This window comes from Streptomyces sp. NPDC006384 (genome assembly GCF_042870695.1).
In the GTDB taxonomy this organism is placed as follows: Bacteria; Actinomycetota; Actinomycetes; order Streptomycetales; family Streptomycetaceae; genus Streptomyces.
On record NZ_JBIAHR010000017.1, the window covers coordinates 145018 to 160804 of the forward strand.

Below are 15787 nucleotides of genomic sequence, written 5' to 3' on the forward strand. Positions count from 1 at the left end.
CCGCCTACTCACGCTCTTCCGCCGTGGCCCGGCGGCGCACCGCGACCAGCACCCCGAGACCGGCGAGCACGACGGCGCCCGCGACGACCCCGATCACCACGCCGGTCGACGAGGAACCGTCCGAGGAGCCGGCGGAGTCCGCGGGGACGGCGGACCACCAGCTCCAGTAGCCGTCCTGGCCGTAGATGTTGCCCGCGTCCGACGGCATCGTGGTGATCGACCCGATCTGGTCCGTGCGGTAGGCCTCGACGGCGTTCGGATAGGCCATGACGTTCATGTAGCCCAGGTCGTACAGCCGCGACTGCATCCGCTTGACGATCTGCGCCCGCTTGTCCGGGTCGTACTCGGCGAGCTGCCGGGCGTAGAGGTCGTCGTACGTCCTGTCGCAGATGAAGTTGTCCGTGGCGCCGGTGTCCTTGGGTGTCTGCGGGAGGGCGTCACAGGTGTGGATGGAGAGGACGAAGTCGGGGTCGGGGTTGACGGACCAGCCGTCGAAGGCGAGGTCGTACGTGCCCGCGAGCCAGGGGTCGGTCACGTTGTCGAGGCAGTTGAGGGTGGTCTTGATGCCGAGCTCGCCCCACCACTCCTGAAGGTACTTGCCGACCGCCTTGTCGTTGGGGTCGGTGGCGTGGCACAGGACGCGGTAGTTCAGCGGTTCGCCGTCCTTGCCGACGCGCTCGCCGTCGGCGTTCTTCTTGTAGCCCGCCTCGTCGAGCAGCCGGCCGGCCGCCACGGGGTCGTACGCCAGCTCCTGCTGCGGCGAGGGTTTCCAGAAGTACCGGGAGAACCGCGGCGGTATGTACCCCTGCCCCTGGACCGCGTGGCCCTGGAAGACCTTGTCGACGATCGCCTTGCGGTCCACCGCCATGAACAGCGCGTGCCGCACCCGCTGGTCGAGCAGCGACGGGTGGCCGTCACCGAACCTCGTGCCGTCCTTGGCGCGTGCGCCCGGGTTGGTGGCGAGGGCGTAGAAGCGGCGGCCGGGCGCGTCGTTGACGTGGATGTTCTTGTCGCCCTTGAGCGAGGCCGCCTGGGCGGGTGTCAGCGACGGGGACCCGGCGACGAAGGACACCTCGCCCTTGCGCAGGGCGGCGACGGCGGCGTCCTGGTCCTTGTAGTAGCGGAAGACCAGCTCGTCGAACTTGGGCGCGCCCCGCCAGTAGTCCTTGTTGGCCTTCAGCCGCACATGGCTGTCCGGTTTGTAGTCGGTGAGGACGAACGGTCCGTTGCCCACGACGGGGAAGCTCTTGTCGTTGTTGAACTCGGAGAAGTCACCGACCTTCTCCCACACGTGCTTGGGCACGATCGGCACGTCGAGCGCGGTCATCGTGGCCTGCGGCTTCTTCAGCTCGATCACCAGCCGGGTGGGGCCTGGCGCGGTGACCTTCTCGAAGTTGGCGACGAAGCTGCCGTTGGCGGTGGCGGCGCCGTCGTCGGTCATCATCTTGGTGAACGTCCACGCCGCGTCCTCGGCGGTGACCTTGCGGCCGTCCGACCACTTCGCGTCGGAGCGGATCGTGTACGTCCAGGTCAGCTTGTCGGGGGAGGACTTCCACGCGGTGGCCAGTCCCGGTACGACGCGGTTGTCCTTGGGGTCGTAGGCGGTCAGGTACTCGTACGTCAGCCGGTGGATGCTCGTGCTGAGCAGCCGCACGGCGAGGAACGGGCTGAGCGAGTCGACGCTCTGCGCGACCGCGACGGTGAGGACCTTGCCGCCCTCCTCGGCCTGCACCGGGCCGCTCTGCGGTCCGGCCGAGACGGACGGGGCGGCGACGCCGGACGCGAGGACGAGGGCGGCGGCGCCCGCGGCGGCCAGGAGCCGCGCCCTCCTCGGGCGGGGACCGATACGTCCTCTGCCGTGCTGATCTTGTGTGTTCATGGTTCGGTACCTCGCGTCATCACTCGTGCGGACGCCCGTCCGGCGTCCGCACGGGGCGGGCTTGAACAGGTGCGAACAGACTTGAACGGATGCGAGCGGCCTTGCATGGAGCGTGATCAGTCGGCGCCGACGGAATGAAGTGTGTGTCTATCAACGGCAGTCTGCGCGCGTCAACGGTGCGTCAAACGCCATGTGGCCTGCGGAAACGGCGAGTTGGCCGCCGAGTCGCCCACATTGGCAGAGACCATTGACGCCTTGCAGGTGAGAGTGTGGCGGCGCTTTCCCGTCGGTTCTGACCGCGAACGCGCGAAGGCCCGCGCCGTCGGGGACGGCGCGGGCCCGGGGACCGCCGGCCTACTGCTACTGCTGCGGCGGGGGCGGGGTATGGCCCTGCGGGGGCTGCGGCTGCTGGGGATGACCGGGCTGCGGGTGACCGGGCTGCTGCGGGTAGGGCTGCCCGGGCGCCTGGGGGTACGGCTGCCCCGGATGGGGCGCGGGCTGGCCGTACGGCTGGGGCTGGCCCGGCTGGGGGGCGTACTGCCCGGGGGCGGGCTGGCCCGGATACGGCTGTCCCGCGTAGGGCGGCTGCCCCGGCATCCCCTGGCCCGCGAAGTCCTGGCCCGGCATGGGCGGTGCGGCGACCGGCGGCGGGTTGCCGTCGGACGTCCACAGGCCGTGCGACTGCTGGTGGCGGACGAAGTCCTCGGCGACCATCGCCGCGAGGTTGAAGTACGCCTCCCGCACCTTGGGCCGCATCATGTCGAGGTCGACCTCGGCACCGGCGGCGAGATGCTCGTCGAACGGCACGACGACGACACCACGGCACCGCGTCTGGAAGTGGCTGACGATGTCCTCCACCTTGATCATCTTGCCGGTCTCGCGGACCCCCGAGATGACCGTGATGGACCGGGAGACGAGGTCGGCGTACCCGTGCGCGGACAGCCAGTCCAGCGTCGTGCTGGCGCTGCTCGCGCCGTCCACGGACGGGGTGGAGATGATGATCAGCTGGTCGGCGAGGTCGAGCACACCGCGCATGGCGCTGTAGAGCAGACCCGTGCCGGAGTCGGTCAGGATGACCGGGTACTGCTTGCCGAGCACGTCGATCGCGCGCCGGTAGTCCTCGTCGTTGAAGGTCGTCGACACGGCAGGGTCGACGTCGTTGGCGATGATCTCCAGCCCGGACGGCGCCTGGGACGTGAACCGCCGGATGTCCATGTACGAGTTGAGGTACGGGATCGCCTGGACGAGGTCGCGGATGGTGGCCCCGGTCTCGCGGCGCACCCGGCGGCCGAGCGTACCGGCGTCCGGGTTCGCGTCGATGGCGAGGATCTTGTCCTGCCGCTCGGTGGCGAGCGTGGAGCCCAGCGCGGTGGTCGTGGTCGTCTTGCCGACGCCGCCCTTGAGGCTGATGACGGCGATGCGGTAGCAGGACAGCACCGGCGTGCGGATCAGCTCCAGCTTCCGCTGCCGCTCGGCCTCCTCCTTCTTCCCGCCCAGCTTGAAGCGCGAACCGCCGGCCGCGGGGCGGCTGCTCTTCGCCTTCTGCTTCTTGTTGTTGAGCAGCCGGTCCGACGACAGCTCCACCACCGCCGTGTAACCGAGCGGCGCGGCACCGGGGTTGGTGGGCTGCCGCTGGTCGTGCTGTACGGGCTGCGGCCAGGCGGTACCGAGACGCGGATCGGCCGGCTGCGGATGCTGCCCCTGTGGCTGTCCCTGCGGGGGCCGGCCCTGGTGGGGCTGCTGCGGGAACGGCTGCCGGCCGGGCTGCGCGGCGTGCGGCGGCTGCGGGACCTGCCCCGGTGCGGCCTGCGGCGGCAACGGGTGCGCCGGGTACGGCTGTTGCGGCTGACCGGGCTGGTGGGGCACTCCGGGCGGCTGCTGGCCCTGCGGCGCCTGAGGCTGGGGGAAGCCGTAACCGTCGGGCTGGGGCTGCTGGGCCGCGGCTTCCGGCTGGGGGAAGCCGTACCCCGCGGCGGCGGGCATGGCGCCGGGGCCGCCCGACTGCGGCACCGACGGCTGCGGCGTCGTGGAGGGAGCGGCGCTCTGCGGCGGGAAGCCGTAGCCCGCCGCAGGCGCGGGCTGTCCCGGCGCCTGACCGTGGGGCGCCGGCGCGCCGGTCTGCGCGTGCCACGCGGCGTGCGGCGGCTGCGGGGCCTGCGGCTGGAACGGAGACTGCTGCGCCGGTGCTTCCGGCTGCCCCGGTACGGCGGGCGCCGACTGCGGCTGCGCGGGCCACTGACTCGCCGGCGCGGGTGCGGCGGGCGGGTACGCCGGAGGCAACGGCGGCACGCCGTCCGGCGTGACGGGAGGCGCGGCGACGGAAGCGGAGGCCTGCGGTGCCGCGTCCTGCGGGGGCGCGTCCTGCGGTGCCGGGCCGGCCGGATCCGCCTGGCCGGAGCCTGAGGGTCCGGCCGTATCGGCATCCGGGGCCGGCTCGACGGCGTCACGGGCGCCGGTGAGGGCGGTGCCGTCCGGGGCGTCGGGGGAGGCGTCGTCGTCGCCGTCGTCCTTCACGTCGCCCTCGTCCTTGACATCGCCGTCGTCGGGCCCGGGCCGTACGGTGTCGTCGGCCACGGAACCGGCAGCCTCCGGCACGTCGCCCGTGTCGTCGCCGTCGCCCTCGTCGGAAGCGGCGGCCTCGCCACCGGTCGCTTCCCCGGCGGTGCTCTCCGTCCCGCCGGCGGCCGGCTCCTGCTGCTTGTCCGCCCGCACCTCCTCACGCAGGGCCTCCTCCGCGGCGGCGAGCTCCGCGAACTCCCGCTTCAGGGAGGCGGCGGAGAACCGCATGGTGGCTCCGCTCTCGAGGTCGCCGTCGGCGCTCCCCGGCTCGGAGCGGTCCTCCGACCGGGCCAGCGGCAGGTCGGGCTCGAAACCGCTCCCCACCGGAAGACCGGGCACCTCGGCCGTCCCGCCGGCGGGAGGCGTGGACGGGGCGGTGGGAACGTAGGGCTCACTCGTCGCCGGCGGAGGCGGCGGGAAGGGCGTCACGCCGGGGGACGGCGGCTGGGGAACGGACGGGACGGCGGGGGAGGCGCCGGCACCCGGCGAACCGGCCGCCGCCTGCCCGGAGTCGCCGGAAGCGTTCTGCGTGTACCAGGCGGGCGGCGCGTAGTCGATGGTGAACTCGCCCGTCGTCTCGATTGCGGACTCCGCGTCGGGCTGGTCATCGCCGGGTGTCGCCCAGCCCCCGCGGATCCCGTCCCGATCGCTGCTCACAGTTCCTCCTGGTGTGGTCGGGCACCCTCATGCCGTGCTGGGGCGACCGATTCCGTCCGACGTTGTCCGAGATCGACGAAGGCGAGACGAGAGATGTCGGTCCCCGCCCTTCCTGAAGGACGCCGACGCCCATTCCACGGGTTCTGGCGTGGCGCCCGGGACCAGCCTAATCACGAGTGACCCGGCACCGTCAGGGCCCGTCCCTCTGCCCACCCGGCACCCGAGGCCGCAAAACGCCCAAAGGTGAAGCTCTTTCGCCGCCGTACCCGCCGGAATCGGACGAACCGGCCGGTGCGTCCCCTCAGTCCATCCGCCGTGGTGTACCGAGAAGGCCGATCTCCGCGTCGGTCGGCTGCGTCATCACGTACTGCCGGTCACGATCGGAGCACCACAGGGTGACACCGTCGGCGAGGGTGGGCAGCGCGTCCACGTCACCCCGCGGCAGGGCCATGGTGCGGCCCAGTTCCCCGGCCTCGGCCGGGGAGATCCGCTGCACTCCCACGAGCCGCGCCTGCCGGACGAGCCGGGGCGCGACCGGGCTGAGATAGGGCAGCAGCGTCAGCACCGACCTCCAGGGGCCGGAGACCACGCGGCCGCGCGGCGGACGCATGCCGCAGTCCCGCACCACCAGCACCGGCGTACCGGCCGACGCCCCCAGCGGGGGCACCCGGCCCACGTCGTAGACCGCGAGTCCGTTCTGGCCGCCGCCCATGGCGTGGACCATCTGCGTCCACGCCTGCGCCCGCCCGGTCTCCACGGCCACCCGCGCACCGGTCGCGGCGGCCCGCAGCGCGAACACCTGGGCCGTCCACAGGCCGCCGATGAGCACCATCTCGTAGGGAGTCGGCCGGTTCAGCCCCAGAACCGCGGACTGACCCTCGGCGTCCACGCCGATGACCACACCGTCGTCCCCGATGGGCAACGACAGCGTGTCCAGATCCTCCGGGGACAGGGTGTGACGTCCGTGGCGCGGACCGATCAGGCCGAATCCGGTGTGCAGCAGACCGCGCACCCGGCCGCCGGCCGGCCGCCGGGTGTCCGCCGGCGCGCCGTGCACGTCCGGTCCGTCGACGGTCCCTGTCGTCGTCATGGCGGTCACCGGACACCTCCGAGGGGCAGCGTGGCGAGTACACCCGGCAGTTGCTCGCGGTCGAGTCGCATGAGCGCGGCACCCGCCTCCCGGGCGGCACCCTCCAACGCGCGCCGCGCCTCGGTGAGTTCCTCGGCACTGCGCCCGGTGACCCGCAGATGGCCGCGCAGCGACATCTCCTGCCGGTCCGCGCGCGACAGGGTGAGACTGACCGTCGTGGCGAGCGCGGGAACCGCGGTGACCCGCGCGACGAACTGCGGCAGCGACGTCCCGCGGTCACCGCCCAGCTCGGGCCACTTGCGGATCCAGTACGTCGTGTGGCGGCGATTGTCGCAGCGCCAGCTCCGGCTGGACTCCTCGGTGCGCCGTTCGTGCCGGGTCGCCCGCCCGGCTTCGGCCGTCACCAGCGGGTTCGCGCAGGCCGACGTGGCGATCGCCGACGTCAGCTCCTCCTCGTCGAGGACCGTGGCGCGGAACCCGGCACCGGTCAGCCGGCTGGCGAGATGATCGGCGACACGCACGACGCACTTCTGCGCCCCGATCAGGCCCCCGCCCCGGGCCGCGACGGCCTCGGCGCACAGCTCCGGAACGACCTTCAGCGCGATCCAGGTGATCCGGACCGCCGGAGCCCCGGTCTGCTCCTGCAGCGGCGCGTAGTTGCTGACGGCCACCGACTGACGCGGCAGATGCAGCGCGGGCGCGGGCTGCGTGTGCAGCACGATCTGCGCCGATTCCAGACGGATCCCGTCCACTTCGAGAGCGTCCCGCACCAGCGCCAGGGGCAGGGGCCGCCTGCTCCGCTCGGCGCGCAGCGCGGTGGCGTCGGCCTCCACCTGCACCACGGCGGTGACGAACGTGCCGTCGCCGATGATGCCCACGGGCCGCCGGTCCCGGCCGCCGTAGGCGTATGTGCGCAGGCTCGGATCGCACTCCAGGGCCGGGGCCAGCGCCGGCTCGGTGCCCGCCGGTATCACCAGATCCGCGGCGCGCTTCTGCCGGACACGCAGAGCCCGTGCCGTGCCCAGCCACTCCGGCAGGGAGCGGCCCCTGCGGCGCACGACGGCCAGCAGGACGAGGACGACCGCGACGACGGCCGCGGGCACCAGCGCCAGGGTGCCGATCGCCCATCCCGTGAGGAGGAGGGCGGCCGCGAGCTCCAGGAGCACGATCCGTTGCAGCCGGAACGAACCCGGAACGCCCGAGCGCACCTTGAGAGCGAGGCCGCCTCGCGCGGACGGCTGCCGTGTGCGCCGCGGCCCTGGCTGGACGGGACCGCGTGCCCGGGCCCGGTCACGTCCCGAGGCGCGCGTCCCGGAAGCCATCACTCCATCCCCCCAATTCGCTCACAACCCACTGGAATTCCTGCCATTGCGCCCAGCCCCGAAGGGCCCACGCACCCTACCCGCTCCACACGACGCTCCTCACACCAGGCATAGTAGGGGCGGCGTCTGACACCGGCGGGCGGAGGACGACGGTCCCCGGGGCCGGCCGGACGGAACTCGGGCGAGTACGGGCGGGACACGGGGAGAGAAACGCACCAATGGCATCTCGGCGGGATCAGCTCAACGCCTACACCTTCGCGAAGCGCCGCTTGCTCGCGGCCTTCGTCCAGTCCTTCCCGCAAGGCTCGGAGGAGGGCGCGCCGCGCCCCCTGCGAGGTGTCGTACCCGGACTCGTCATCGGCGTGATCGTCATGGCCGTCTTCGGCGCCTGGGGAATGTTCAAGCCCACCGCGCCCAAGGGCTGGGACACCCCGAACGAGAAAGTGATCATCGCCAGCAAGTCGACCACCCGGTACGTCGTCCTGAAGACCGGCGACCAGGTCCAGCTCCACCCCGTGCTCAACATGGCGTCGGCGAAGCTCCTCCTCGCCCCCAACAAGGGCGACGTCGTCACCGTCAGCGAATCGCTCCTCGACAGCGGCAGGATCCGGCACGGTGTCACCATCGGCATCCCGTACGCCCCCGACCGCCTGCCCTCTCCCGAGGAGGCCGGTGCCGCCAAGCGGTGGGTCGTCTGCGAACGTCCGAGCGCGGGCGGCCGGGCCATCCAGAAGGCCGCACTGGTCCTCGCGGACCGGGAGAGGAAGCTGACCGAGGGGAAGCAGAAGCTGTCCGGTGGCGAACTCCTCTACGTCGTCGACCCCGACGGCAGGCGTTTCGTCGTGGACGCGGGCGGCACGGCGTACCAGGTCGACGGGAAGGACACCGGATCCGACCTCGAACTGCTGCTGCGTACCGTCGTCGGCTCCGGACGCGAGCCGCAGCGGGTGTCCCGGGAGTGGCTGGCCACCCTCCACCAGGGCGACCCGGTCACCTTCCCGAAGATCACCGGCACTCCGGGCGCACCCGCGAACGCGCCCGGCCGGCTCGACGCGTCGGCCGACAAGGTCGGCACCGTGCTCAAGGCGTTCGACAACAACAAGGAGCAGTACTACGTCGTACTGCCCGGCAGGGTCGCGCCGGTCTCCGCCTTCGTCGCCCAACTGCTGCTGTTCAGCAAGGACCTGACCCAGGTCGGGCAGGCCGGCCAGGCCCTCGAGGTGAGCCCCGGAGCGATCGTCCCGGGCAAGCCCTTCGGCACCGAGCACAAGTGGCCGAGCGGCACCCCCCGGGCGGTCAACGAGGCATCCGACGCCAAGGGAAGCCGCAACACGGTCTGCAACGTGCTGCGCGACGTCGACGGCAAGGGCGCCACCACCCTCAGCACCTGGGCCGGTACCGACTTCCCGGCCGATCTCCCCACCGGTTCCTCCAGCGCCTACGTCACACCGGGCTCCGGCCAGCTCTACCGCCAGTTCAAGGGCACGGAGACGAAGGCGGGCCCCGTCTTCCTGGTCACCGACACCGGTCTCCGCTACGTCCTGCAGTCCAACGCGGACAGCGCCACCGACGACGCCGGGATCGGCATGTCGGCCAAGGAGAAGAAGCAGCTGGAGCAGGAGGCCCAGCAGGCCCAGACCCGCCTGGGCTACGCCGACGTGGACCCCGCGCCGATCCCCGCGGCCTGGTCCGCCTTCCTGCCCACGGGGCCCCGCCTGTCCACGGCCGCGGCACGCCAGCCGCAGGGCTCCTGACGGAGGGGTGCCGCCATGCGACCCATGTGCCTGCGCCTGCTGCCGACGGCGGCCGTCACGAGCCTGCTGATGGCGGGTTCCCTGGCCGCCGGCCACCCCGCCGCCGCCGAGGAATCCTTCTCGGACCAGTGCGAGTTCCCCAACGCCGCCTACCCCGGCCGCCCCTGGTCCCTCCAGCGCGTCCAGCTCGACGAGCTGTGGAGCCGGTCGAAGGGCGAGGGCGTACGCGTCGCCGTCATCGACACCGGCGTCGACGTGAAGAACCCGCAGCTGAAAAGCGCCGTGGACGTCAAGAGCGGCCGTAATTTCCTGCCCAAGGACCTCAAGGACGAGAACGGCGACCCCATCGAGCGGGGCAACGAGAACGGCACCACCGACACCGTCGGCCACGGCACCAAGGTCGCCGGCATCATCGCGGCCCGGCCCGACGACAGGACCGGCTTCGTGGGCCTGGCCCCCGAGGCGACGATCATCCCGATCCAGCAGAACGACGCGGAGGGCAACGGCGACACCGGCACCCTCACCGAGTCGATCCGCTACGCCGTCAAGGCGGGGGCGGACGTCATCAACATCTCCCAGGACACCACCGGCGCCGCCGAACCCGACCCGGAACTGGAAGCGGCCGTCGACGAGGCCCTGGCCCAGGACGTCGTCGTCGTCGCATCGGCGGGCAACGACGGACAGGGCGGCAACGTCAAGAAGACCTACCCCGCCTCCTACGAGGGCGTCCTCGCCGTCGCCGCTTCCGACCGCAACAACGAACGCGCGTCCTTCTCCCAGTCCGGCGACTTCGTCGACGTGGCGGCCCCGGGCGTCGACATGATCTCCACCGTGCCCGGCGGAGGCCACTGTTCCGACAACGGCACGAGCTTCTCCGCCCCCTACGTCGCGGGCATCGCCGCACTCCTCAAGGCCGAACACGACGACTGGAGCGCACGCCAGATCGTCGCCCAGATCGAACAGACCGCGGAACGCACCGTCGCCGGCCACGACCGCCTCGTCGGCTGGGGAGTGGTGGACCCGGTCCGCGCCCTCACGGAGGACGAGCAGCCGATCGAGTCCCCCCGCCCTCAGGAGGGCCTGGCCAGGGCCGAGGCACCGGCGGCGGCCGCGATGCCCGTCGGTGAGACAGCGGCCGAGAGGAACACCCGCCTCGCCACCTACGTCGCGGTCGGCGCGGTGGTCCTGGTGGCGGGCCTCGGCGGAGCGGCGGTCGCGATCCGCGACGCGGGCAGACGAGGCCGGACCAAGGGGATCCGGTGACAAAGGGACACCGGTGTCCCGGCGGGAACTGTGTCGGTCAAGTGAAGACGGCGATGGCGGGGGCTGGTTGCAGCAGGCCTGTGGCACAGGGCGGTTGGGACTGTCGGTGTCTGTTACTAGAGTGGCCCCGTGGCGTTCGTGATCGCTCCGGCGCCGGGGTCCGTCCGGCACCTCGAGCCGGGCAGGCCGCAACACGGGGAAACGGGGAGGAGTAGCACAGTGGTTGCTGCAGAAATGGGCGGAGCCGCAGACGTCCGCCGCGGCGTGATGGCGCTCTCGACGTTCAAGAAACGCGTGGACGACCTGCTCAAGAACTTCGAGGAGTCGGCGGGCGGCCCGTCCAAGGTCAGCACCCACAGCCTGCCGGAGAGCGCGTTCGGCAGCGGCGCCTTCCCGGAGGGCAAGCGGCTCCACCTCGAGTACGAGCGCGTCCACGAGCGGATCACCGCCCTCTCCAAGTCACTGGGACTCCACCTGGAGGCCATGCAGATCGCCGTGCACGGTGTGGACGTCACCTTCGACAACCTCGAGGAAGAACAGCGCCAGCGGTTCCACGAGATCCGGGCCGTGGCCAATCAGACGCGCGAAGAGATGCTGGAGGAGCGTCTCAAGCAGGAGAACCACGCCGACAAGACCGACGCGGGATGGTCATGAGCGACAACAACAAGCCGGGGCCGCACCTGGAGGAACAGAAGGACGCCCAGGCGCAGATCGGTGCGCTCGACGCGGTCATGACGGTGACCAAGCTGGTGCCCTTCGGTCCGTCCAGAGGCGTCCACTTCGGCTCCACGAACTTCGAGGGCTACGGCCTCAACCAGATCCTCGACATCATCGATTCCGCCAACCCGGAACTCCTGGAATCCGCCGGCACCGCCCTCGTCGACGCCCGGGACGCCATCAAGAAGGCGGCGGACGAGCTCAAGGGCAACCTCGGCGACATCGACTGGAAGGGCGAGGCCCGCGAGGCCTTCTCCGGCTGGGGCGACAACCTCATCAAAACGGCTGAAGGCATCGCCGACTACGCCGACCTCATCGGCACCCAGGTCCTGGCCGCCGGCTCGGGCCTCGCCTCGGTCAAGAAGTCCATGCCCCACCGCGATGCCCGCACCGATCCCAAAGCGCCGAAGGACTTCGACGAGAAGGACAAGGTCGAGACCAACGACGAGTACATGGCGGCGGTCAAGGCGGAGAAGGACCGCCAGGAGGCCATCAACCAGATGTACCGGCTGGCGTCGTTCTACACGGTGTCGGCGGGGATGATGGGGAAGGCCGAGGAACCGGTGTTCCCGAAACTGCCGGATGTGGGGGTGCCGGCGCCGGCGAACATCCGTGACGGAAGTCCGATTCCGAGTGCGGAAGCCTCTCCTCTCCGGAGTGTTGAGGAACCGGCCACTGTGGGTCGGCAGTCAGTGCGTGAGCCCGACATGCGGTCGCAGAGCGTCGGTGACCTGCCGTCTGTCAACCAGTCGGCCGGTCTCGTCGCGCCTTCGGACCCGCGAGTCGGTACGCAGATCGACAGCGTCGGTACCTTGCCGCAACAAGAGGTCGCCAAGCCGATCAACGCCACGCAGCCGACAACATCTGGTCCCACCGGACCGACAGGGCCCCTTCCCTCCATGGCATCCAGTACGGCTCCCCCCGCCTTGCGTGGTGTGGCCGGGCGTACCACAGGCCCCGGTGGTGTGCCTGTGAACAGGGCCCCCGCAGCGGCGAAGGGACGAGTGGGAGGTGTCCCGGGTGCCGGCGGCCCGGCACCGCGCTCCGGCGCCGGTCCTCTGGGGCAGGCTCCACGGACCGCTGCGCCCGGTTCTGTGGGAGGCCGTGGGACCGCTCCTGTGGGGCCGGTCCCACGGACGGCCGCTCCGGGGCAGGCTGCGGGGCGGGGGTCCGCTCCCATGGGACGTGGTGTTGTCGGTGGCGTCCCGAAGTCCGGGGGGCCGGTGCCGGGACAAGTTGGCGGTGCCCGCGGTCCCGTCGGTCCCATGCAGGCTGCTCCTGCCGGCCGTAGTAGCAGTACCCCGGGGCGCGCCGCCAACGGAGTTGTCGGAGGGCGTCCTGTCACCGGCGCGGTGCCAGCCGACAAGGGCTCCAAGATGCCGCGTGGCACGGTCATCGGCGGGGAGGGTGCCGCTGTGCCTCGTCCGGCTGGGCAGAAGCCTGCCCAGCGCGGTGTGATCGGGGCTCCTCCGGCGCCAGACGCAGGCCGGGAAACCCGCCGCCTCGCTGCCGGCCCGGACGGGGTCGTCGGAGCGCCGAATGCAGGAAGCCGCGGGGCCACCTCCGGACGTGCTGCAGCGCCACGTGGTGGAGCCAGCAGCCAACGGCCTGACAAGGGCCGTTCACGCCGCGACGAGCGACGTGGCAACTCGGCCACGGCCGACTGACCGGACCAAAGCGAGGACAGGCACAAGCATGTTGTCAGGTTTCAGCCGTCGATCCAGGCGGACCGCCCCCGTGGCGAGGCGCAACAAAACGCGGGCAGTAGCTGTCTCCTGCCTGCTCGGCGCACTTGCCATGACCTCGACGGGGCTGGCACCGAGCGCGGCAGCAGCCGATGCGCAGTCCCAGCAGTGGTATTTGTCGGCGATGAAGGCTGACGAGATGTGGAAGCTGAGCACAGGCAAGGGGGTGAAAGTGGCTGTGCTCGACTCGGGAGTCAACCCGCACACCCCCTCCCTCAAGGGGCAGGTGCTTGTGGATGAGACCTCTGCGTCTGTTTCCTACGGTGCTACTGAGGACTACCAGGGGCACGGATCGACCATGGCCGAGTTGATCGCTGGCACCGGGGCTGGCGGTGGTCTGAAAGGACTCGCTCCAGATGCCAAGATTTTGTCCTACAGGATTGCTCTCGACGACCTGAAAGACAAGACCGAAAGAAGCAAAGCCCCGAGCTCAGCGGAAGCCATCAAGGCGGCAGCAGACAGCGATGCAAAAATCATCAGCATGTCATACGGCAGTCCCGGTGAAACTGATGAGGAGAGGGCTGCTGTAAAGTATGCACACTCAAAAGGCAAGTTGATGTTCGCTGCTGTCGGGAACGATGCGGAGAGGATGAACGTCATCGATTATCCGGCCGCTTACCCGTATGTGGTCGGCGTCGCTGCCGCAGACGCCACCGGTAAAGTCGGGAAATTCTCGGAGCACGGAAACTACGTCGATCTGGCTGCCCCTGGACTGAACATCCCCGGTTGGTGCGACGCCAGCTTCCGTTCGTACTGTGAACGGCAGGGAACGAGCGCAGCCACCGCAATCGCATCCGCCTCCGCCGCCCTCATCTGGTCCGCTCACCCCGACTGGACGGCCAACCAGGTGCTCGGCAGTCTCATCGACACTGCCGGCCGTGACTGGGCACGGAACACCCCGAGCACGTATCTCGGCCACGGTCTGATCCGCCCCCGCAGGGTGCTGGTGGACAAGAACTTCAAGCCTGTTGCGCCGAACACCGATCCTCTCGCGGACGAGAACGCCATCGGCCTCCTGGACGAATCGGGAAATCCCGTGACGTCTTCCCCGTCACCGTCACCCCAGCCCTCGAAGCCCTCGAAAGACACGTCGGGCAGTCAGTCCCGGCCCGTCGCGTCCGAAGCGGACGACTCCGGCGACACCACGCTGTGGGTGGCCCTCGGAGCCGCGGCGGCGGTGCTCGTGCTCGGGGGCGGCGCCTTCGCGGTGCTCCGCTCACGGCGAGGTGCCTGAAGACCCCACCGCACACCGACCGACCCTCACCACCACGCGGTGACACACACGACAACGTCGCACCGCACTCACGAAAGGGACTGCCGAAGTGGCTGAAGACCGCAAGTTTTACGACAGCCAGGTACAGAAGCTCCAGACGAACGTCATCGACCGGTACGACTCGATCAGGCAGTCTCTCGCCCGCCTCCAGGGGACGATCGACATGATCGAGAAGCACTGGACGGGCCAGGGCGCCATGGCGTTCGACAAGAAGCAGACGGAGATCAACAACCACATGGCCTCGATCGGCCGGATGCTCGACGAGTTCCTCGAGGGCATCCAGCTGAACAAGGCCGACAAGCAGAAGCTCGAGGACCAGATCGAGGCCGACGTCACCAAGATCTCGGTCGAAGACCTCGGCGGCAAGACGTCGGCGCTCAACAGCTACTGACGCGAGCCTCCGAAGACGACCTGCCGGCTTTCAACGAAACGAGGAAGACATGTCCGGAGTCCACTACGACGAGCTCGCCGTCACCTACGGCACCATGGACGCGCTCGCCACCGAACTCGGTGACCAGGCCAAGAAGCTCGAGGAGGACCTCCAGGCCCTCAAGAAGGCCGTGCTGGACGCGGCCCAGGGCTGGGGCGGTGAGGCGTACGAGGAGTTCACCAAGAAGACCAAGGAGTGGGACCGCCACGCCTCCGGCATCCACCAGGCCCTGGTCAGCATCAGCCAGCGCGTCGGCCTCGCCGGCGGTGACTACCGCGGCGGCGACCTGAAGGGCGCGAGCTACTTCATGTAGGACGCCAGAGAAGCACGAACAGGGTGGACACGCGCGGGAGGTGTCCACCCTGTTCTCGTCTCACGACGCTGTCCGCCCCGCGCGTCTGCCGTTCGCCAGGGGGAGCGCAGGGCCGCTGTGAGCCGCCGCTACCCCAACTGTTGCGCCAGCGCGCCCGCGAGCCCTTCGATCACCTCGGGAGTCAGCGTCGCGATGTCGGCCTCACTCACGCCGACCAGAAGGGCTGCGTCCCCCTCCCCGTCGAGCTCGAGGCGTACGGACGCGATGGCGCCGCCGTCGCCGATCACGTCCCCGGCATCGGCGGCACCGGCTTTGCCGAGGTAACCGACGGTGTCGCCGCTGGACTTGGAGGCCAGCGACGAGACCACCGGCCCCAGGAGGTTGATCGCGTCCCGGTCACGCGTGGCGATGGTGTGCACCTGCACGTCGTTCTGGCCGACATGGAAGGTGCAGCTGATCAGCACACCCGGATTGACGGCGAGCGGGTCTCCGGGCTTGGCACGCTTGCCGCCCTCCGCCGTGGCGGTGGGCGCCTCCATGTCCCGCTCGGCTCCGGGACCGCCCGGCGCCCCCGTTCCCGCCTTCTTCGCCGCCTCGGCCATGTCGTAGGGCAGCGGGCAGGTGTCAGCACCGTCGTCCGGTACCGCGTCGGCGGTCTTCGTCAGGCCGGCCAGGCTCAGTGGTTCTGCGCTGCTCCCACTCTGGCAGCCGGTCAACAGGACTGCTGCGGTCAGCACCGCAGTGATGGTCAGCTGGTGTGATGCGCGTGTCACGTGCGGTCCTCG

General features: G+C 70.5%; 12 protein-coding genes. 7 read left to right on the forward strand and 5 right to left on the reverse strand.

Features of this window, described 5'->3' with window-relative positions; genetic code table 11:
* Nucleotides 1-4 precede the first annotated feature (4 nt).
* The 4 genes from ACFYOJ_RS23505 to eccE all read right to left on the reverse strand — a co-directional run bounded on the left by ACFYOJ_RS23505 (nt 5) and on the right by eccE (nt 7507).
* Nucleotides 5-1879 (reverse strand): ABC transporter substrate-binding protein, encoded by a 1875-nt coding sequence (locus ACFYOJ_RS23505; RefSeq protein WP_356553600.1) that lies wholly within the window; start codon nt 1877-1879, stop codon nt 5-7.
* A 360-nt stretch (nt 1880-2239) separates the two neighbouring features.
* The gene (locus tag ACFYOJ_RS23510) at nt 2240-5095 is read right to left on the reverse strand and encodes an SCO5717 family growth-regulating ATPase (RefSeq protein ID WP_356553598.1); all 2856 of its coding nucleotides are present in this window, start codon (nt 5093-5095) and stop codon (nt 2240-2242) included.
* 301 nt (nt 5096-5396) lie between these two features.
* Nucleotides 5397-6185: a hypothetical protein gene (locus ACFYOJ_RS23515; protein ID WP_356553596.1), complete on the reverse strand. Its 789-nt coding sequence runs from the start codon at nt 6183-6185 to the stop codon at nt 5397-5399.
* A gap of 5 nt (nt 6186-6190) precedes the next feature.
* On the reverse strand, nt 6191-7507 hold the full coding sequence (gene eccE, locus ACFYOJ_RS23520) for a type VII secretion protein EccE (RefSeq protein ID WP_356553594.1): 1317 nt from the start codon (nt 7505-7507) through the stop codon (nt 6191-6193).
* Nucleotides 7508-7725: 218 nt separating this feature from the next.
* On the opposite strand from eccE, the gene eccB reads away from it, so the two are divergent.
* The 7 genes from eccB (at nt 7726) to ACFYOJ_RS23555 (ending at nt 15002) form a co-directional block, all read left to right on the forward strand.
* A complete protein-coding gene (gene eccB / locus ACFYOJ_RS23525) occupies nt 7726-9261 on the forward strand; it encodes a type VII secretion protein EccB (protein ID WP_356553592.1) in 1536 nt (511 codons plus the stop codon).
* 15 nt (nt 9262-9276) lie between these two features.
* Nucleotides 9277-10524 (forward strand): type VII secretion-associated serine protease mycosin, encoded by a 1248-nt coding sequence (gene mycP / locus ACFYOJ_RS23530; protein WP_356553590.1) that lies wholly within the window; start codon nt 9277-9279, stop codon nt 10522-10524.
* Nucleotides 10525-10743: 219 nt separating this feature from the next.
* Nucleotides 10744-11178: a hypothetical protein gene (locus ACFYOJ_RS23535; RefSeq protein ID WP_356553588.1), complete on the forward strand. Its 435-nt coding sequence runs from the start codon at nt 10744-10746 to the stop codon at nt 11176-11178.
* Nucleotides 11175-12908, forward strand: a complete 1734-nt coding sequence (locus tag ACFYOJ_RS23540) for a hypothetical protein (RefSeq protein ID WP_356553586.1) — start codon at nt 11175-11177, stop codon at nt 12906-12908. Before ACFYOJ_RS23535 ends, ACFYOJ_RS23540 begins: the two co-directional genes overlap by 4 nt.
* Before the next feature lie 130 nt (nt 12909-13038).
* On the forward strand, nt 13039-14220 hold the full coding sequence (locus ACFYOJ_RS23545) for a S8 family serine peptidase (protein ID WP_356553797.1): 1182 nt from the start codon (nt 13039-13041) through the stop codon (nt 14218-14220).
* An 88-nt stretch (nt 14221-14308) separates the two neighbouring features.
* Nucleotides 14309-14650, forward strand: a complete 342-nt coding sequence (locus ACFYOJ_RS23550; RefSeq protein WP_356553584.1) for a WXG100 family type VII secretion target — start codon at nt 14309-14311, stop codon at nt 14648-14650.
* Between the two features lie 49 nt (nt 14651-14699).
* Nucleotides 14700-15002, forward strand: a complete 303-nt coding sequence (locus ACFYOJ_RS23555; RefSeq protein ID WP_356553582.1) for a WXG100 family type VII secretion target — start codon at nt 14700-14702, stop codon at nt 15000-15002.
* A gap of 128 nt (nt 15003-15130) precedes the next feature.
* Here the strand turns inward: ACFYOJ_RS23555 and ACFYOJ_RS23560 are convergent, their stop codons facing one another.
* A complete protein-coding gene (locus tag ACFYOJ_RS23560) occupies nt 15131-15775 on the reverse strand; it encodes a hypothetical protein (RefSeq protein ID WP_356553580.1) in 645 nt (214 codons plus the stop codon).
* Nucleotides 15776-15787: the final 12 nt, after the last annotated feature.

Coding starts and splice junctions, on each gene's coding strand:
- eccE (WP_356553594.1), bottom strand. CDS start 7,507: ATGGCTTCCGGGACGCGCGCCTCGGGACGTGACCGGGCCCGGGCACGC.
- ACFYOJ_RS23545 (WP_356553797.1), top strand. CDS start 13,039: ATGACCTCGACGGGGCTGGCACCGAGCGCGGCAGCAGCCGATGCGCAG.
- eccB (WP_356553592.1), top strand. CDS start 7,726: ATGGCATCTCGGCGGGATCAGCTCAACGCCTACACCTTCGCGAAGCGC.
- ACFYOJ_RS23505 (WP_356553600.1), bottom strand. CDS start 1,879: ATGAACACACAAGATCAGCACGGCAGAGGACGTATCGGTCCCCGCCCG.
- ACFYOJ_RS23540 (WP_356553586.1), top strand. CDS start 11,175: ATGAGCGACAACAACAAGCCGGGGCCGCACCTGGAGGAACAGAAGGAC.
- ACFYOJ_RS23515 (WP_356553596.1), bottom strand. CDS start 6,185: ATGACGACGACAGGGACCGTCGACGGACCGGACGTGCACGGCGCGCCG.
- mycP (WP_356553590.1), top strand. CDS start 9,277: ATGCGACCCATGTGCCTGCGCCTGCTGCCGACGGCGGCCGTCACGAGC.
- ACFYOJ_RS23555 (WP_356553582.1), top strand. CDS start 14,700: ATGTCCGGAGTCCACTACGACGAGCTCGCCGTCACCTACGGCACCATG.